General features: G+C 62.8%; 10 protein-coding genes and 1 pseudogene. 4 read left to right on the top strand and 7 right to left on the bottom strand.

The window, feature by feature from the left end; all coding sequences use genetic code 11:
- Nucleotides 1-154: 154 nt before the first annotated feature.
- The 3 genes from dsbG to dsbD are packed head-to-tail and all read right to left on the bottom strand — an operon-like array spanning nt 155 to nt 3,524.
- Nucleotides 155-934 (bottom strand): thiol:disulfide interchange protein DsbG, encoded by a 780-nt coding sequence (gene dsbG, locus CWE01_RS10915; protein ID WP_100940542.1) that lies wholly within the window; start codon nt 932-934, stop codon nt 155-157.
- Nucleotides 910-1,779 (bottom strand): TlpA disulfide reductase family protein, encoded by an 870-nt coding sequence (locus CWE01_RS10910; RefSeq protein ID WP_100940541.1) that lies wholly within the window; start codon nt 1,777-1,779, stop codon nt 910-912. Before CWE01_RS10910 ends, dsbG begins: the two co-directional genes overlap by 25 nt.
- Nucleotides 1,779-3,524 (bottom strand): protein-disulfide reductase DsbD, encoded by a 1,746-nt coding sequence (gene dsbD, locus CWE01_RS10905; protein ID WP_100940540.1) that lies wholly within the window; start codon nt 3,522-3,524, stop codon nt 1,779-1,781. Before dsbD ends, CWE01_RS10910 begins: the two co-directional genes overlap by 1 nt.
- 193 nt (nt 3,525-3,717) lie before the next feature.
- Between dsbD and CWE01_RS10900 the strand changes: the two genes are divergently transcribed.
- The 4 genes from CWE01_RS10900 (at nt 3,718) to CWE01_RS10885 (ending at nt 7,592) form a co-directional block, all read left to right on the top strand.
- Nucleotides 3,718-4,398, top strand: coding sequence for a response regulator (locus tag CWE01_RS10900; RefSeq protein WP_100940539.1), 681 nt, complete (start codon nt 3,718-3,720; stop codon nt 4,396-4,398).
- Entirely contained in the window at nt 4,395-5,720 is a 1,326-nt protein-coding gene (locus CWE01_RS10895; RefSeq protein ID WP_177410466.1) for an ATP-binding protein, read from the top strand. The genes CWE01_RS10900 and CWE01_RS10895 overlap by 4 nt, the downstream gene beginning before the upstream one ends.
- Nucleotides 5,721-5,871: 151 nt before the next feature.
- The gene (locus CWE01_RS10890; protein ID WP_100940538.1) at nt 5,872-7,284 is read left to right on the top strand and encodes an aspartate aminotransferase family protein; all 1,413 of its coding nucleotides are present in this window, start codon (nt 5,872-5,874) and stop codon (nt 7,282-7,284) included.
- 83 nt (nt 7,285-7,367) lie between these two features.
- Nucleotides 7,368-7,592 (top strand): MbtH family protein, encoded by a 225-nt coding sequence (locus tag CWE01_RS10885; RefSeq protein ID WP_100940537.1) that lies wholly within the window; start codon nt 7,368-7,370, stop codon nt 7,590-7,592.
- 37 nt (nt 7,593-7,629) lie between these two features.
- On the opposite strand, the gene CWE01_RS10880 is transcribed toward CWE01_RS10885, so the two are convergent.
- The 4 genes and pseudogenes from CWE01_RS10880 to CWE01_RS10865 form a co-directional block, all read right to left on the bottom strand.
- The gene (locus CWE01_RS10880) at nt 7,630-10,473 is read right to left on the bottom strand and encodes a membrane-targeted effector domain-containing toxin (RefSeq protein WP_256579340.1); all 2,844 of its coding nucleotides are present in this window, start codon (nt 10,471-10,473) and stop codon (nt 7,630-7,632) included.
- A 112-nt stretch (nt 10,474-10,585) separates the two neighbouring features.
- Nucleotides 10,586-14,065 carry a hypothetical protein gene (locus CWE01_RS10875; protein ID WP_100940536.1) on the bottom strand — a complete coding sequence of 1,160 codons (3,480 nt, stop codon included), beginning with the start codon at nt 14,063-14,065 and terminating at the stop codon, nt 10,586-10,588.
- A 189-nt stretch (nt 14,066-14,254) separates the two neighbouring features.
- Entirely contained in the window at nt 14,255-14,914 is a 660-nt protein-coding gene (locus tag CWE01_RS10870; RefSeq protein ID WP_100940535.1) for a hypothetical protein, read from the bottom strand.
- A 401-nt stretch (nt 14,915-15,315) separates the two neighbouring features.
- Nucleotides 15,316-17,155, bottom strand: a pseudogene (locus CWE01_RS10865) (hypothetical protein); the annotation flags it as partial.

The following is a 17,155-nucleotide window of genomic DNA, read 5'->3' as shown; positions in this document are numbered from 1 at the left end:
AACCTGAATACACTGCAAAACCTGTAGGAGCAGAGCTTGCTCGCGAAGAGGCCCGTGAGGACGCTAAAAGCTTCGCGGGCAAGCCCGGCTCCTACAGTCACGTGTTTTGGCGCCAAATAGCGTCAGGCCCAGCCGTCTGGGGCTTGGCCGCGAATCACTTCGGCCCGAGAATCTTCATCAGCTTGTCCGGTGACGGTGCGCCCTGCTGTTGTTGCAGGTCGCCATTCTCATCGAGATAGAAAATCGATGGGGTGGCCGACAGCTCCAGGTCTTCCATCAACTTCATATTGGCATCGAGCTTGGCCTGGATATTCGCCGGAATTGTCGCCAGCGGCTTGAGCGAACTGCCCTTGCCAGCCTTCTCATGGTCATGCAGGGCCAGTTGCGGGTCCTTGGCGGTAAACAGCGCGGCCGCCTTGGCCGCGCTGTCCTCGCGGATAATCCCGACCATGATATGGCGCAACTGCACCTTGCCGGAGTCGACCCATGGCCGCGCCTGTTCCCAGAACATGTTGCAGTACGGGCAGTTCGGGTCGCTGAACAGATAGACGGTGCGCGGTGCATCCTGCTTGCCATCCTCGATCCAGTTGCTCTTCTCCATCTGCCCCCAGACCTGCTTGGCCATCGGCCCATACACCAGCTTGTGCAACGGCGCCTGGCTCAGGTCGTTGCCGTCGGCGTCATACAGGTTGCCGGCGATCACATTCTTGCCGTCGGCGGTCAGGTACAGCGCCATGCCCCGATTCTGGAATTGGGCGGCGTAACCGCGCAGGCCACCCGGTGCGTCGAAGCTGCCGACGATTTTCGCGCCCTTGGCTTCGATGCTCTTGATCGGCGCGGGCAGTTCTTCGGCCTGCAGCACAGGCGCTTGCAGCAGCAGCGCGCCCAGCGCGGTACTCAGGCTCAGGTTCAGCAGGTGGCGGTTGAAGGGCATAGCGGTTTCCTTGCTGTGGCCGGTACGGCCGAAGTGGATTTGGGCGGACCGAAGTTCTCCAGGGCCCGGGCCAGGCTGGCCTCGGACAATTCGCCCAGGTGAGTACCCAGCAGGCGGCCTTCGGCGTTGTACAACAGGGTGGTGGGCAGGGCCATGGAGCCGACGCTCTGGGCCAGCTTGCCGCCGCCGTCGAACAGCACGTTGTTCAGGTTCAGGCCCTGGGTCATCAGGAAGGTGCTGACGCTCTGCATGCTTTCGGCCTGGTTGACGAACAGGAAGGTCACGTCCTGGCGCTCATGTTGGGCTTTTTGCAGCACCGGCATTTCCCGCCGGCACGGCGGGCACCAGGTGGCCCAGAGGTTGATCACCAGCGGGCCGCCCTGGTAGCTGCTCAACTGGACTTCCTGGCCCTGGGCATTGCGCAGGGTGATTTCCGGCAGGTGCGAGCCTTGTTCATAAAGGGTGATCGACAGGCTGGCCAGCAGCCAGAACGCCAGGCCACTGCCCAGGCCGAAACCCAGCGGCCGGCGCAGGGACGGGCGCCGCCAGCAGAACAGCGCGGTGCCCACCAGCAGCGTCAGCACCCCCGGCCAGGCGAGGAAACCGCCGTCGCGGATATCCAGCACCTGCAACGGGTCGTCGCGAAAATATGACCAGTAGGCGATCACGAAACTGATCCGCGCCACCAGCATGGCCAGCATGAACAGACCGAACAGCACCGACTCCGGGTTTTCCCCGCCCCTTTTGGCCACCCGCCAGCCCACCAGCGTCGCCAGGGCGAGGGCCAGCAGCAACAGCAGGTGGTTGATCGACAGCGCGAAGGTACCGAGGGTCAGGGTGAGCATCAGCGAGCATCCCGTGTGCTGTTCCAGTTCTGGAGAAAAGCCTTGGCATCGACTTCGCCGGTAATCCGGCTGGCCCGGCGTTCCTGGCCGTCCGGCGCGAGCCACAGCAGGGTCGGTGGGCCCGGTACTTCATAACGGCCGAGCAGTTCGCGGCTGGCGGCGTTGTCGTTGGTCACATCCAGGCGCACCAGCCGGACATCGCCCAGGGCAGCCTGTACCTCAGCCTGGGAGAAGACCGTTTTTTCCATGATCTTGCACGACACGCACCAGTCGGCGTAGTAGTCCACCAGCACCCATTGGCCCTGGGCCTTGGCCGTGTCCAGTTCGCGCTGCAAGGCGGCCGGGTCCTTGAGGGTGATAAAGGCATCGTGGGCCGCTGGGTTGCCATTGGCCGTTGTCGTGCCGGTATAGACGTGCAACGGCTGCCACAGCTCGGTGCTGCCGCCGGCGGCACCGACCACCAGAATCGAGCCCCAGAGACCGAGCAGGGTGCCCACGCAGGCACTCAGCAGAGCGCCGCGTCCAGGCTGGCGGCCCTGTCTCCAGGCGCAGCAGGCGATGATCAGCAGCAACGCGCCCCACAGGCCGAGCCACAGCGATTCGCTGACCACCGGACGGATCATCAGCACGGCGGTGCCGAGGAACAGGAAACCGAACACCGCCTTGACCCGGTCCATCCAGGCGCCCGGCTTGGGCAGGAAACGGTTGCCCACGGTCACCAGCAGCAACAGCGGCAAACCCATGCCGATGCCCATGGTGAACAGCACCAGGCCACCTTCGACGATATTGCCGCTCTTGGCGATATACAGCAGGGCGCCGGCCAGGGGCGCGGTCATGCACGGGCCGACCAGCAGGCCGGAGAGGGCGCCGAGTATCCCGGCACCCACCAGGCTGCCGCCGCGACGGCCGCTGCCGGCGTTTTCCAGGCGATCACGCAGGGCCGCCGGCAATTGCAATTCGAAGAAACCGAACATCGGCAGGGCCAGCACCACGAACAGCGCGGCGAAACTGCCCAGCAGCCAGGGTTGTTGCAGCAGCGCCTGCAGGTTGCCGCCGAGCAAGGCCGCGAGCATGCCCAGGGCGGCGTACACCAGCGCCATGCAGATCACATAACTGCCGGCCAGGGCAAAGCCACGCCGTGGACTGGCGCCACTGCCCACCACCAGGCCGGCGAGGATCGGCAGCATCGGCAGCATGCACGGGGTGAACGCCAGCAGCAGGCCGAGGCCGAAGAATGCCAGCAGGCTCCAGCCCAGGGCGTTGTGCTGCAGGTTGGCGGCCAGGGATTGATCCTGCGCCTGAGCCTGGCCTGGTGCCGTGGACACCGGGGCCTTGCCGCCCAGGTCGACGACCTGGCTTTGTGGCGGGTAGCACAGGCCGGCGTCGGCGCAGCCTTGCCAGCCCACGGTAACCTTGCCACTGGCGCCGGCCGGGATCAGCAGTTCGAGTTCGCTGCGATAGACCTGCTGGTCACCGAAGAACTCGTCGCTGTGGTGCTCACCTGTGGGCAGCGCGGGCCGTTGGGCCGCGTCGAGGCCGTCGAGCTTCAGGCGTTTCTGGTAGAGGTAGTAGCCGTCGGTGATCTGCCAATACAGCCGGGTTTGCCCGGAGGGCAGGGTCTCGGTGCTGAAGGCGAAGGCCTGGCCGACGGGCAGGAAATCCGGCTTTTTTACCGCGAACGGATCGTTGCCGGCCTGGGCCAGGCCTGTGAAAAGGACAAAAACAAAGGTCAACAACCAACGCATAAAAAAGCCTTAGAACCGTGGCGAGTGGAGCCAGCCTGCAAGCGGGCGATTAACCGATCATTAACCCGGTTTTATACCGTGTTGGGCGCGGACTTTGTAGGCGCCGGGCGATTAACTATTCTGGGAGCATTGGCGGCATAATCGCCGCTTAATCCATTTGCGTTCCAATCGACACATTTGCGCAGGTATCCCCATGCATGTACTGGTTTGCGAAGACGACGAGCTGATCGCCAGCGGCATCAAGGCCGGCCTGACCGCCCAGGGCATGACCGTCGAGCATGTCGCCAACGCGGCGGCAGCGCGGGCCATGTTGCGCGCGGCGGAATTCGACGTGATGGTACTTGACCTCGGCCTGCCCGATGAAGACGGCCTGAAACTGCTGGCGCAACTGCGCCAGAAGGGCCTGGAGATACCGGTGCTGATCCTCACCGCCCGCGACTCGGTCACCGACCGGGTCGACGGCCTGCAGGCCGGTGCCGACGACTACCTGCTCAAGCCCTTCGACCTGCGTGAACTCTTCGCCCGCCTGCAGACCCTGCTGCGGCGTGTCGCCGGGCGCAGCGTCAACCTGATCGAGCACGGCGCCCTGAGCTACGACCCGAGCAGCCGGGTGACCCTGCTCGGCGGCCAGCCGGTGGACCTTTCGCGCCGCGAACAGGCGCTGTTGCAGGCGCTGCTGCACAACCGCGGCCGGGTACTCTCCAGCGAGCAACTGAAAGACAGCGTCTACGGCTTCAGCGACGAACTGGAAAGCAACGCCTTGAACGTGCATATCCACCACCTGCGCCGCAAGCTCGGCAACGGTATTGTCGAGACCGTTCGCGGCCTCGGCTATCGACTGGGCCCGGCGGGTAACGAGGACGCCGCGTCATGATGAGCCTGCGTCTGCGCCTGAGCCTGACCATCGGCTCGGCGTTTATCCTGATCTGGGCCCTGGCCGCGACCTGGATGCTCAGCGACCTGCGGCACCAGATGATGTTTTCCCTCGACCAGCGCCTGGTGGCTTCGGCGCGCATGGTCGCCGGGCTGCTGGAGCAATTGCCGCCCGTCTCGACCAAGGGCGAGGGCACTCATTTCAGCGCCGAACAGCTGAATATTCCTGGCGGCATGGCCTGCCAGGTCAGTTCCCTGCGTGGCGAAATTCTTGCCCGCAGCCACAACAACCCGGAACAGGCCCTCGACGACCAGACCGCCGGTTTCCACGACCAGATGATCGACGGCGCGCCCTGGCGCAGCTTCACCCTGGTGCGCGGCGACGTGCATATCACCACCGCCGACCGCCAGGTGGAGCGCGAGGCGTTGAACCTCTCGGTGCTGCTGGCGGCCTCGGTGCCGGTCGGCGTGGCCCTGGTGGGTTGCCTGTGCCTGCTGTGGCTGGGGATCGGCCAGGGCCTGGCGCCGCTCAATCGCATGCGCGATGCCTTGATGCGCCGCAGCGCCGACTCCCTCGAACCCTTGCAGGTGCAGCCGCTGCCCCGGGAATTGCAGCCGCTGCTGGACACCCAGAACCAGTTGTTCCAGCGCATCGGCAAGACCATCGAGCGCGAGCGCCGCCTGACCGGCGATGCCGCCCACGAACTGCGCAGCCCGCTGACCGCGATCAAGACCCACCTGCAAGTGGCGCGCATGACCGAAGGCGCGGCCCGCGACCAGTCCCTGGCCCACGCCGAGGCCGGTGCCGACCGTCTGCACCGGACCCTCGAGCAGTTGCTGCTGCTGGCGCGGGTCGAAGGCAGCCTGTCGTTCGACGATGGCGTGCAGTGCAATGCCGAGCAGGTGGCGCGCCTGGCGATCCAGGATTCGGCCAATGGCAACCGTGGCCGCATCGCCTTGCACCTCGCGGATAACTTCTCCGCGGCGCCGCTGGAAATGCCCTCGACCCTGTCCATCGCCGCCTTGCGCAACCTGCTGGACAACGCCCTGCGCCACACCCCGGGCGATGCCCCGGTGGAATTGAATGTGGAAACCATCGGCAACCGCGTGCGCTTCCAGGTCCGCGACCACGGCCCGGGCATTGCCCCGGACGATCTGCAGCATCTGACCCAGCGTTTCTGGCGCAACAGCACCAGCACCGGTTGCGGCCTGGGGCTGGCCATTGTCAACGCCATCGTCCAGCGTTGCGGCTGCGTGCTGCACTTCGACAGTCGTCCCGACGGGCTGCGGGTCGAACTGACCATGCCGTTGCGGGCGGTCTGAAACCACTCTCCTGAAAAACTCCTGATGCAAAGCGTCGCCCGGGTGTAAATCCTGGCGGCGCTGGTGCGTTTCCAGAACACAAAGCCTGCACGCATTCGCGCGCGGGCACAGGGTTTTGGTCAATATCATCAGAGTATTGAGGGATCGAGAGATGTCAGTCGCTACCAGCCTTATGGAAAAACTATCGGTGAGCGCCAGCCAACTGCCGGTTGGAACGCTCTATCAGTTCGACGAGTCGCCGATTCTGGCCCGCCAGAGTCGCCAGGAATCCAATGCCCGTAGCTACCCACGCCGTATCCCCCTGGCGCTCAAGCGCGCCAAGGGCCTGTATGTCGAGGATGTCGAGGGCCGCCGTTTCATCGACTGCCTGGCCGGCGCCGGGACCCTGGCATTGGGGCACAACCACCCGGTGGTGATCGAGGCGATCCAGCAGGTCCTGGCCGATGAGCTGCCGCTGCACACCCTCGACCTGACTACGCCGGTCAAGGACCAGTTTGTCCAGGACCTGTTCGGCTTGTTGCCCGAGGCCCTGGCCAAGGAAGCGAAGATCCAGTTCTGCGGCCCCACCGGCACCGATGCGGTGGAAGCCGCGCTGAAACTGGTGCGTACGGCCACGGGCCGCAGCACCATCCTGTCCTTCCAGGGCGCCTACCATGGCATGAGCCAGGGCGCCTTGAGCCTGATGGGTAGCCTGGGGCCGAAAAAGCCGCTGGGTGCACTGTTGGGCAATGGCGTGCAGTTCCTGCCTTATCCCTACGACTACCGTTGCCCGTTCGGCCTGGGTGGCGCCCAGGGGGTCAAGGTCAACCTGCATTACCTGGAAAACCTGCTGAACGATCCCGAGGGCGGTGTGCAGTTGCCGGCGGCGATCATTGTCGAAGCGGTACAGGGCGAGGGCGGCATGATCCCGGCGGACCTCGACTGGCTGCGTGGCCTGCGGCGGATCACCGAGAAGGCCGGCGTGGCGCTGATCGTCGACGAGATCCAGAGTGGTTTCGGGCGTACCGGCAAGATGTTCGCCTTTGAACACGCCGGTATCATTCCGGACGTGGTGGTGATGTCCAAGGCCATCGGCGGCAGCCTGCCCCTGGCGGTGATGGTCTATCGCGACTGGCTCGACACCTGGGCCCCGGGCGCCCATGCCGGGACCTTCCGCGGCAATCAGATGGCCATGGCCGCCGGTTCCGCGGTGATGCGTTATCTCAAGGAACACGACCTGCCGGCCCACGCGGCGGCCATGGGCGCGCGCCTGAGCGAGCACCTGCGCATCCTGCAGCGGGACTTCCCGCAGTTGGGCGATATCCGCGGGCGCGGCCTGATGCTGGGGGTCGAACTGGTCGATCCGAGCGGTACCCCGGATGCCCAGGGTCATCCGCCAGCCTTTGCGCGCCTGGCGCCGCTGATTCAGCGTGAGTGCCTCAAGCGCGGGCTGATTCTCGAGTTGGGTGGCCGTCACGGTGGCGTCGTGCGGTTCCTGCCGCCCCTGGTGATCAGTGCCGCGCAGATTGACGAAGTGGCACGGATTTTCGGCGATGCGCTGGCGGCAGCGGTGGCCAGCCTCTAATTTTTTGCCGGGCTTGAACGTTTCCTTCTACACGACGGCTGCGCAACAGGCGCAGCGTCATCCCCACACGACGGAGAACAGCAATGACTTCAGTATTTGACCGCGACGACATCCTCTTTCAGGTAGTGGTCAACCACGAGGAGCAATATTCCATCTGGCCGGACTACAAGGCGGTCCCCAATGGCTGGCGCACCGTGGGCAAAAGCGGCTTCAAGAAAGAGTGCCTGGAATACATCGAAGAGGTCTGGACCGATATGCGCCCGCTGAGCCTGCGCCAGAAAATGGAGGCGCAGGCCCTGGCCGGCTAAGGGTTGGCCCTCGTTCCTGTGGATCGGGGGCCGGTTCTCAGAGGTCGGAGGGGACGCTATAGGCAACCAGGCCTACATGCTTGATCAAATGACTGCCCAGTTCGTCCAGGCTGTCGAACAGCCTGGTTTCGTCATAGCCCCATCGTTGGTGGTTGATGTACCACTTGCCGGCCGGGTTGCGCCGGATGGGCGTCACAGTCAACGAGCGATCCTTTGAGCGATTGACGAGCACGGGGCCGTTCGCCGTCTCGTCGGTGAGAAACATGCCGGGTCGATTGAGTTGCGGATGGGTGTCGAGCCTGGGCGTTGCGGGAATGGGAATAACACCAGGGAGTTCGGCGACCTGAACATAGCCTGAGCCCTTCAGCCCCCACACCAGATCCGCGAGGCTGTTGTATTGCACGCCGTTGAACAGGGCGGCGCCTTGCGGTATGGAGTATTTGCCATCACGTACCTGGATGGTGGTCTCCTCGTAATGATCCGCGCCCGTGCGATAACTTCTCTGCACAAGTATGAAATGGTTGCCCTGCTTTTCGATCAGGAAGTCTGGCTCGACTTCCATCCAGCCCAGACAGTTCCTGGGGTTCTGCGTACTCGGCGGCCTGGGTGAGGAATCAAGGTTGACCTGCAGCGCCAGATCCGAACGGACATACTCGTCACGACCATAAACATGCTCTACGTACCCGGGATCGACACTTATCTTCGCAGTGGTTCGCGGTCCTGTGGCGACGGTCCTCAGGCCAGGGGCACCTTGTAGCTGCGCAAGGCCCGGTAACCCCCTGACGGTGCTGGCGTGGACGTTCAGCACCAGCGCCAGCCATTTGTGGGCACCATGATGTTGTTGATCACTCTCGATGATTTTGTGCGCGATGTAGTTGAAGTTGGGCACATTGTGTTGCTGCTTTTGTTTCCTGTAGCCGCTGGCCATGTCCAGAGCCTGAATTTTGATGCCGTGCTCACGCGCACTGATCAGCAGGCGTTGCAGTGAATATTCATTTCCCAGGCCGAGCGTCTGTCGTAGGTCCTCGGAGCCAAGGGTCTGTTCAAAGTGCCTGGGCATAACGCCTGTTGCATGAAAACCGTCGATAAAAGGCTGGTCGAGGTCTGTCAGCAGATTCTGCACATAGAGTTTTTCAACCTTGAGTGTCGACAGTGTCTGCATATTTTCGATCAGCAACTTCCTGGCGGTGATGGACCCCTGGTCAGCCCCCAGTACCAGGCCATTATTGTTTTCATAGAGCCTTTCAAGGATCCGTGGCACCGTGCTGTCGGCCGGCAGATGGGGAATCTCCGGTTTGGCCTGGCGGTTGCCGTGGTGCCGCGAGAAAAACGCCGCGCTGGTGCTTTTCAGGCGTTCCTCACGTTGAAGAAAGTCATCGATGGCCGCCTCATCTTTAGCTCGCTCGTGAAGTCTGACATGGGTTCTGTTCACGATGATATCTTCCGGGCTTCGGATCCGATCCTGCAGTGCGTTTCGGTAGGGGAGAGGCACCTCAAGGGCTTCTCGCCATGGCACCTTCACGGACAACTTCAGGTCGGGCCTGACGAGGTTCATCTGCCCGCCCGCGTTATGCGGCAGGGCAGGGACCTTGTGTATTGCGGGATTGCTCATGGTGTCGTCGATCATCAGTCCTGTAACCCCTTGCAGTCGGCTCAGTCCTGGTGTGCCTTCAGGGCCATAGCCATTGGCGTGATGAGTATCCACCAAGGCCAGCCACTTGCCCTGGAGACCACCCGCTTGATCGGCCTTGATGACTTGATAGGTATGGTAGTTCAGTGCTGTTATTCGAGTGAGCATGTGAGGGTCGCGTACGCGCAGGGAGTTACTCGCGGCGCAATCAAGCGCCTGGACCCGGATACCGTGGGCGCGGGCCGTGATGATCAGGTTGCGGTAACTGCAGGTGCCTGCTGGCGCATTGCCGTAGTCGCCGTCGAGTGTGCGCAGGTAATTGTCCAGGGTGTCGCTCAGGATCCCGGTCTTGTGGAAGGTCTCCAGGTGAGCCTGTTCGACATCGGTTCTCAGGCGTTCCAGGTAGAGCGTCCTGACACCCTGTTCAGCCAATGTCGCCATGTTTTTGATCAGGAACAGCTTGCTGCCCGAGTCGGTATAGGTTTCGCCGATGACCAGCCCTTCGGCCTGTCGGTAGAGTGTCTCGATCAGCACCCGGTCGCTCGCAGCGGGGGGCAGTTCAGGCACGGGCGGGCGATCGGGCAACTGGTGGTTTTTGAAGAAACGCTCGGCATCGGCCACCAACCGTCCGCGGCATTGCAGGAGTGCCGGGTCGTTGGCGATTTCGTCGGGATGTCCGCCATCCGCCGTGGGGGTTCTTGCCGGCTGAGGCGTGGCTGGGTGTTGCGCTGGCAGTTGATATGGGCGCAAGGCCGTTGCGGCGCTGTTTTCTTTCCAGATATCGCGACCCGCGACCCGGTACAAGGCCGGGCCCGAGGGCCGGTATTCTTCCCTGGCCTGGGCGCAGTAGGACCTGACGCTTTCGTCATAGCCGACCATGACGACCTGGCCATCTTCGAGATTGACGAACTTGCGCTGCTGGGCCACGCGAAACCCTTCGCTGTCGGGAGGTGGCAGGCCTTTGGGCGCGTGCCTTGAGTAAGCGCTCAAGGGACGGCCCGGCGACAGGCTGTTGGCAACAGGGCCGGCGATGTTGCTGATGGCAATGGGGGCCGCGCCGGGGATCGGCGCGACGGGAGCCACTGCCGGCCTGGTGGGCGGTGTGCTCCCGGGGGCGCTCGGCAGCACCGGGGTGCCGGTGCCGGGAAGACGATTGCGTATCGCTGGGCTGATCTCGGGGAGTCTGATGGCCGGCAGATCGGGCTGCGGGGTGCCGGGTGTGCCAGGGCGAATCGGTGTTCTGGGGGACATGGCGGAATCCTTTCGTTGATCGTGTTCTCACTGGGGCCGGCCAATGGCGCGTCTTGCGCCGCGGGCAAGCCCGGTCCGGTGTTGCTCGGGTAGGGTTGGAGGCCCCGCGCGGCTAGCGCGGGGTGTGGATAAACAGGTCCGCAGGGTCGACAAGGGACGCTTCGTCGTTGTCCGTGCGCCACTGCTGCGTCAGCGTGTCGTAGGTGATCGCGTCGTAGTCATCCTGGGAGCGTGCACTTGAAGTCGACGCGCTGATCACCCTGAGTCCTTTGACCCTGACGCGATTGGCGGCCAGTTGGTCGTCGGCCCGATGCCGTTCGATACAGCTTTTTATGGCGTCCAGATCGGCATGGGCGCGGGCATCCAGTTCATGCAGCAATAGCTGGTCGAAGATCCGGTCCACTTCATACCTGGCGCCGGATGTCAGGACGATGTAGATCAGGTCCATGGGTTGCGCGGGATCGTCGTGCGTCGGCAGCAGGAAGCGGATATTGCCGACCCATAGCTGCTGGGGGGCGATCCTGATGTCGCCGGGCGTCACCCTTTGCCCGCTGGCCTGGGTATGGATGTACCAGGTCGACGCATTGGTGATTTTCGCCAGGGCGCCCGGCGTCGACAGGCGGATGGTGGCGCCGCTGCAGGGATAGAGTTCATAGGTTGAACTCATGCCCTCCAGGGTGTAGATCGTCGAGTCGCTGCCGGCTTTGAAGTCGATGCGCTGCGGTTGGTCTTTCAGCAAGGCGCTCTGGTTTTCGGGTGAGCGGAACAGGTAGTGGCCGGTACGCCGGCGTAATGAGCCACGGCCATCGAGGGTCCTGATGCCCGGGTGGTGCTGGTCGTCGAGATAGCTGGAGGTTGGCGCGCCGACCTCATACGAACTGCCATCGCGCAGCACCAGGACGATCCCATGGTTCAGGTCGAACCCCGTGGTGTGCAGGGCGGCACCGACATCGGTCGCCTTGCCCGCGCCTTCGACCACCCAGTCCTTGAGCGTCAGTTGTGTCTGGTCGTCGAACCGCAGGCTCAGGCTGGCCTCGCTGTAGCTCAGGTAGTTGAAGGCACCGATGCTCTTCGATTGCACTTGGTAACGTACGCTGACCTGCTCGATCTCAGCGCTGTCGTAGTCGAGGAACAGCGTGGTTGAGGGGCGCGTGTCGTCGGGTATGACCTGGAAGGTCGTGTGCAGGGTCTGCCTGGCGATGAAGTAGCCGCTGGTCGAGGCTCCGGGAAGACTGTGCTCGCCGCCATTGACGGGCTGCGGGGCCGGCGGGAGTTGTCCGAGGATCAGCACCGTGGCGCGGACATCCTGGTCGTCCGTGCCCTCCAGCGTGGCCGGCAGGTCGGGTTTGAGGGTATGGCCCTCCCGGGTGACAAACAACAGCAGGTCATTTTTCAGTTGCCGCCCGCCGTCGTGTTTATAGACACCCCTGATGATCAATTGGTGACTGGGCAACCTGCCATTTTCGTCACGCAACGAGGTGACGATCAGGTCGGTGTCGACGATGCGCCAGCTCTGGATACGTTCCATGGGCCAGTCCAGTTCGACGGTGCTGGGCTCACCGCCGTCCTCGTCGAGGACCACGGTTCTTCCCGCAGGGGTCATCCGGTAGTGGTCCTTGCCGGCGCCGCCGGCGACCCTGCTCTCGGTGCCCTTGAGTATGAAGTGGTCGTCGCCGTCACCGCCGCTCGCCTGGTCGTCCATACCCTGCAAGGTGATGTGATTGGCCTGCGAGTTACCGTTCACGCGACTGCTGCCACCGGCAAGGGTTTCGACATGTTCGATGGAGGCCAGCGTGGCATAGGCGACCGGGATGAGGTCAGCGGCGTTACGGCGCAAAGCCAGGGTGCCGCTGTCCAGGTCAACCGCGTGGCCGACGAACTGGAAGCTGTTGCGCGACGGGACCTGCCCTTGCAGCGACAGCGTATCCTGGCCGTCGCCACCCTGTAGCGCACTGATGGCGGGCACGTTGGGGGCGGTCAGGGTGGCCTGGGTCTGGAACAGAAAGGCGTCATCCTGATCGCCGCCGGTCAGGGTCTTTTTGCCGGTCGAAAAGGCAAAGTAGTTGGGTTTGTCGCGCACGCCGATGACCCGGTCGTTGCCGCCGCCCAATTGCCAGAGCAGGCCCTTTTTTTCCCCCGGCGTTCCGCTGACCAGCCCCGGGATTTGCCCCAGGCCCTTTGAGGCATCGATGACATCGTCGCCCTCGCGGACCACCGGCGTATTGATGGTCGTATAGGGCTGTTCCTGGCCCTCATCCCAGCGCGCTGCCCAGTGTTTGACGGGCTCCAGCCCAACGTGGAAGTTGCCGTTCACGACCCCCGCGAGGGTTTCCTTCATTTCCACGTCGAGGAGCGCCCTGGCGCGGGTTTCCAGGGCTTTGCCATAGTCGACCCGGGTGCGCTCGATCAGGTAGCGGTCCATGACCTCCTGGTCCAGTGCCTGTCCGGTAAAGGCGAACCAGCCCGAGCGCCAGCGCTCGTTGACGCTCAGTTCGATGTAGTCGTCGATATCGTCGACCTGGCGTACGGCGCTGTAGATCTTCGCGCCGACGATCAACACCGCGCACGCCACCAGGCCGAGCGGGCCGGCAGAGCTGAATCCGGCGGCGGCCGCCGCGCCGAGGGCCAGCGACAAGGTGGCGCTGGCAATGCTGAACCCGGCCGTGACGTAATGGTCCATGGCTTCCTTGCCGCTGGCCTTGGCGGCATTGTTGAACGCCACCACGGCACTGTGGATATCGAACGGCAGGGTCAGCACATTGCCCAGCAGGCCGGCACTGCGGCTGACCAGCAGGCCGGCGGAGGTGGCGCGAAAACCCTGGAAAATCCTGCCGCCCTGGCTGAGCAGGGCTTCCCCGGTTTTCCTCAAGCCGCGCTCGACCAATATGGACGTCAGCTCGGCGCCAATGCTGCCGGCGTTCACCGCCGCTTCGGTGACGTCGCGCTTTTTCAGCGCTTCACGGATGCCGACCAGGCCGCTGTAGATCCCGTAGGCCTGCATGCCGGATCCCGCCGTGAGCATGCTGCGGCTCTTGGCGGTATCGATCCAGCTCGGAAGGCTGAAGGTGACATATTTGTGCGTGAGGATTTGCAGGTTCTGCAAGCGCACCAGCAACTGATTGAGATGCTTCATCAGGTTGGCGGCCTGCGCCGGTTTTTCTGTCCCGAGCAAGGGCGGGGCCTGCAGGGAGCGTTGCGAGCCTATTTCAAACAGCACGTCGATAGGGCGTTGATCGGCATCGTCCGCTGTCTCCAGATGGTGTTGCAGTTCATCCGGATCGAACTGCAAACCCTCGACCAGGATCCGGCCACTGCCCTGGAGTTGCGGGTCGGCACTGTCGAGGGCACGTCCACGGAGCCTGGCGCCCATGTCGTAGAGTTCCACGCGACTGATGACAAAGGTGTCCAGGGTGACCGGCCCCAGGCGCGCGTCCAGTTCGGCGAGGCCGGCCCGGCCCCTGGTCGGCGAGGGCGCGCGAGATGGATCGGGGGTGGAAGGCTTCTTGATGTCAGGGGTTTCAACAAGGTCCGAGATGACAATGCCATCGATGGGCCTGGCGCCCCGTTCACCCCGGCTGACTGTGTTGGCCATGGATAAGTCCTTTTATTGTGAGTTTTGAGGAAACGCACGAAGGAGTATCTCCAGGGGTGTTATTGCGCCTGTGGTATTTATTTGTTGTTTCAGTCTGTCGTTGTCGGATACATCGCGCGTACCCTTGCCATTTCCCTGTCTATTCGGTCCAGAATAAAAGCTGATGCTCGCTGCGCCTCGGTGCGAATCTCAATCGACATACTCCACATGGCGGGCCATTTGATTGGGGCGTTGCAGGGTGGTGATATTGTCGATACGGATCAGCATGTCCTGGACGTAGGCCTTGAACAGCTCGTCACCCATGTCGATCCACAGGCGCGGCGGGCGGGCGTAGAGGCGGTCGTAGTCGGCGGTGGTGGGGTCGAGGTGGCGGTATTCCTCGTAGCGCGGCAGATCGGGCAGCGGGTTGCGGGTGTCCATGTAGTTCTGGATAAAATCCCAGAGGGCACAGGGCAACTGGTGTGCGGGGCCTATCGAGACCAGGGCGCCGAAGTCGATCAGGATGTCGCGGTAGCGATGGCCCAGCACCAGCTTGTGCATCATCAGGCCCTGGCGGTCGGGGAAGCTCACCAGATAGGCGTCGAACTCGTGGAACGGTGCGGTGATTTCGCCGATGGTGCCGTGCTTTTTGTAGGCGCCGTTATTGTCGTAGTCGAACAGGGTGACCAGGCCGGTGCGGCGGTTGAGTTCCCAGAGTGGGCCTCGGGAGGGCTTGACCCAGAGGCGGGGGAATTTGTAGACGACCAGGGCGCCCAGGGCCCAGCAGAGGAGAGGGGTTCCAGTCAGTACTACATAAAATGAAATGTGTTCACTCGTGTGTTGTTGCCATGACTGGCTAGTGATACTCATAGTTGAAAAAAAGCTCAGTATCGATACAACCGTGAAAAGATAAAACAAGGCTCGGCCCCCACCCAGTAGATAGAGCCAAAAGTGTGAGCGCTTGGACCATAGGGCAAACCTGAAGCGTTCATGGTCATGCCGGTCATGAAAGTCCACGTGTTCGTAGGGAGCGGGTACATAGGTTCCTGCCGCGAGTTGTTCCTCGCGGTTTTTTTTATCTATTTCCACACGGCGTAGTTTTCCGGGCGAAGCCTCTTCAAGAAAGTCCGCAGGCGCCAGATCCTCGGTTCCGCCCCAAGGTAGGCGGAGGCAAGAAAAGCGCCTAAGCCATGGGCGCTCCTTGGAGGCGGGCTGGTTGGGCAGTCGGTCGGAACGGTAGGCCGTGGCAGCGTAGTATTCATTCATGCGGCTTATTGTCCCCGTCGCGCTTTATGGGTGGTCTGATCTGCCCAGAAGGGCTGTCCGAGCTTGTCGAAGTCCGGCTTGGTGTGCTTAGGGCCGAAGGCGGTGGGATCCCTGGGCAGTGGCGCCGGAAAGACCCAGGTGTCGTCGCCGTCGCCGAGGCTCACCTGGGCTCGTACCAGCCAGGTGTAATAGGTCGACGGTCCTGGTCGCGTTGGATCGACCGATTGGCTGTAAGGGCTGTCGAGGTAAAGTTCGAGACCTTCGGGGAGCAGGCGATGGGCCAGGAGACACCTAGGTGCGGGTGAGTGCGAGCTTTGCTGATGGATGTGTTCGCCATCGTTATATTGCTGGGTTTTCTGGAGGTGATAATCCACCTTCAGACTGGGGTGGCCGAAACTCGCCAGCAACCCGGGTAGATTGCTCTCGACGCGTACCCGTATGTTGGCCTTGCGAACGTCATAGGCCAATCTGTCGTCGTCCAGGAAGCTGAGTTTGGGGTTGGGCTCGTGATAGGGATTGCGTTCGATGACGATACGCAAATCGGCAAATAGGCTGACCAGGTAGTAGAAGGCCTGCTTTGGTTCTTTCAGATGAGTGCCGAGGCTGCCGGCATTCGGTCCGAAGGGACCGCACTTCAGCCAATCTTCCAGGGGCGTGTTGCTCAGCAAATAGGCACCGCCGGCCCCCGCGAGAATCAGGATCAACGCGGTCCAGCCGGCGGGTCCCAAGCCCAGGACGGTCGGGCCACCGAGTGTCAGGCCGCCGATAACGCCGGCAAGGCCGCCTATGGCCATCGTCAGATAGCCCCAATAGGCGTTATCACCCCATTGATAGGTGTACCAGGCGTCGTATAGGTTGAGACCGACGAAGAGCACGCCTGCGTTGGTTTGGAATAACAGGCGAGTGGTGATCTGACGATTGACTCGCTTGGCAAGGGTCGCCCCCAATAACCAGGAAACAGGGGCTTCTGGAAGGGTAAACAACGTGAGCCGCGCTGAAGCCAGCACCGATTGGCTCCCCGCCAATTTGATGCTTAACGCTTCTATCGCAATCATCAAATCAACCACCCCAGCGACTACTCCTGTATCCGCTCTTAACTTCCCTTTCTCTCGCTTTGCCTGATCCCACGCGTCAAACTCATTCCTCACATTCCACAACTCCAACATCAACACCGCCGCCGTGAACGGCACCGAATCCAGCACTCGATACACCGTGCTGCTCTTCTGCGCCTCGAAGCGATTCAGCGTCTCCTGCAAGGCGCCCTGGGCCCTGGCCTGTTGCTGTTGCGCGGCGTGTTGTTGCTGGTCGTATCGATGGACAGCATCGATATGTCGGTTCAGCTCACTGATCCGCCGCGCAGTGGGGTGGTGAAATGGCATGACCACCAACTGCGCGCCGTTGCGCACCTGGCCCCGCCGGAGAGGGGCGGGTTTGATCGGTCGGCCGTACTCGCCCAGAAACTCGCCGTAGTAGCGCAAGGGACGCTCCGGCTCGCGGGAAAGGTCCCTGAGTCCGAACAGGTAATGGCTTTCGACCTTGAAATCGCGCCGCTCGATGATAAACAGGTCGCCAAAGGTCTCGGGCATCAGGCTGCGCAGTTGCGCCACGCCCTGGCGGTTGAGGCGTAGCAGCAGGGGATCGGGAAAGGGCGGCGGCACATCCGACAGGATCAGCCGGGCTTCTTGCGTGGCCTTGTATGCAGTGTCTACCGCGCCTTGCAGATTTTCGTAGAGGCTGATCAGGGTGGCGGCTGCCGCCTTCAACTGTACGGTCAGGGTGCTGTTGAGGCTGCCATTGCCCAGCAGGCCCGTCAGCAGGATGGCATCGAGTTGCGTCTGTTGTTCG

Source organism: Pseudomonas sp. QS1027, assembly GCF_002814235.1.
GTDB lineage: Bacteria > Pseudomonadota > Gammaproteobacteria > Pseudomonadales > Pseudomonadaceae > Aquipseudomonas.
This window is presented reverse-complemented; position numbering and strand designations above follow the sequence as displayed.

Bases quoted from the DNA above. Each gene is read 5' to 3' on its own strand.
- CWE01_RS10895 (WP_177410466.1), top strand. From the start codon at position 4,395: ATGATGAGCCTGCGTCTGCGCCTGAGCCTGACCATCGGCTCGGCGTTT.
- CWE01_RS10875 (WP_100940536.1), bottom strand. From the start codon at position 14,065: ATGGCCAACACAGTCAGCCGGGGTGAACGGGGCGCCAGGCCCATCGAT.
- dsbG (WP_100940542.1), bottom strand. From the start codon at position 934: ATGCCCTTCAACCGCCACCTGCTGAACCTGAGCCTGAGTACCGCGCTG.
- CWE01_RS10890 (WP_100940538.1), top strand. From the start codon at position 5,872: ATGTCAGTCGCTACCAGCCTTATGGAAAAACTATCGGTGAGCGCCAGC.
- CWE01_RS10910 (WP_100940541.1), bottom strand. From the start codon at position 1,779: ATGCTCACCCTGACCCTCGGTACCTTCGCGCTGTCGATCAACCACCTG.
- CWE01_RS10900 (WP_100940539.1), top strand. From the start codon at position 3,718: ATGCATGTACTGGTTTGCGAAGACGACGAGCTGATCGCCAGCGGCATC.
- CWE01_RS10870 (WP_100940535.1), bottom strand. From the start codon at position 14,914: ATGAGTATCACTAGCCAGTCATGGCAACAACACACGAGTGAACACATT.
- dsbD (WP_100940540.1), bottom strand. From the start codon at position 3,524: ATGCGTTGGTTGTTGACCTTTGTTTTTGTCCTTTTCACAGGCCTGGCC.
- CWE01_RS10885 (WP_100940537.1), top strand. From the start codon at position 7,368: ATGACTTCAGTATTTGACCGCGACGACATCCTCTTTCAGGTAGTGGTC.
- CWE01_RS10880 (WP_256579340.1), bottom strand. From the start codon at position 10,473: ATGTCCCCCAGAACACCGATTCGCCCTGGCACACCCGGCACCCCGCAG.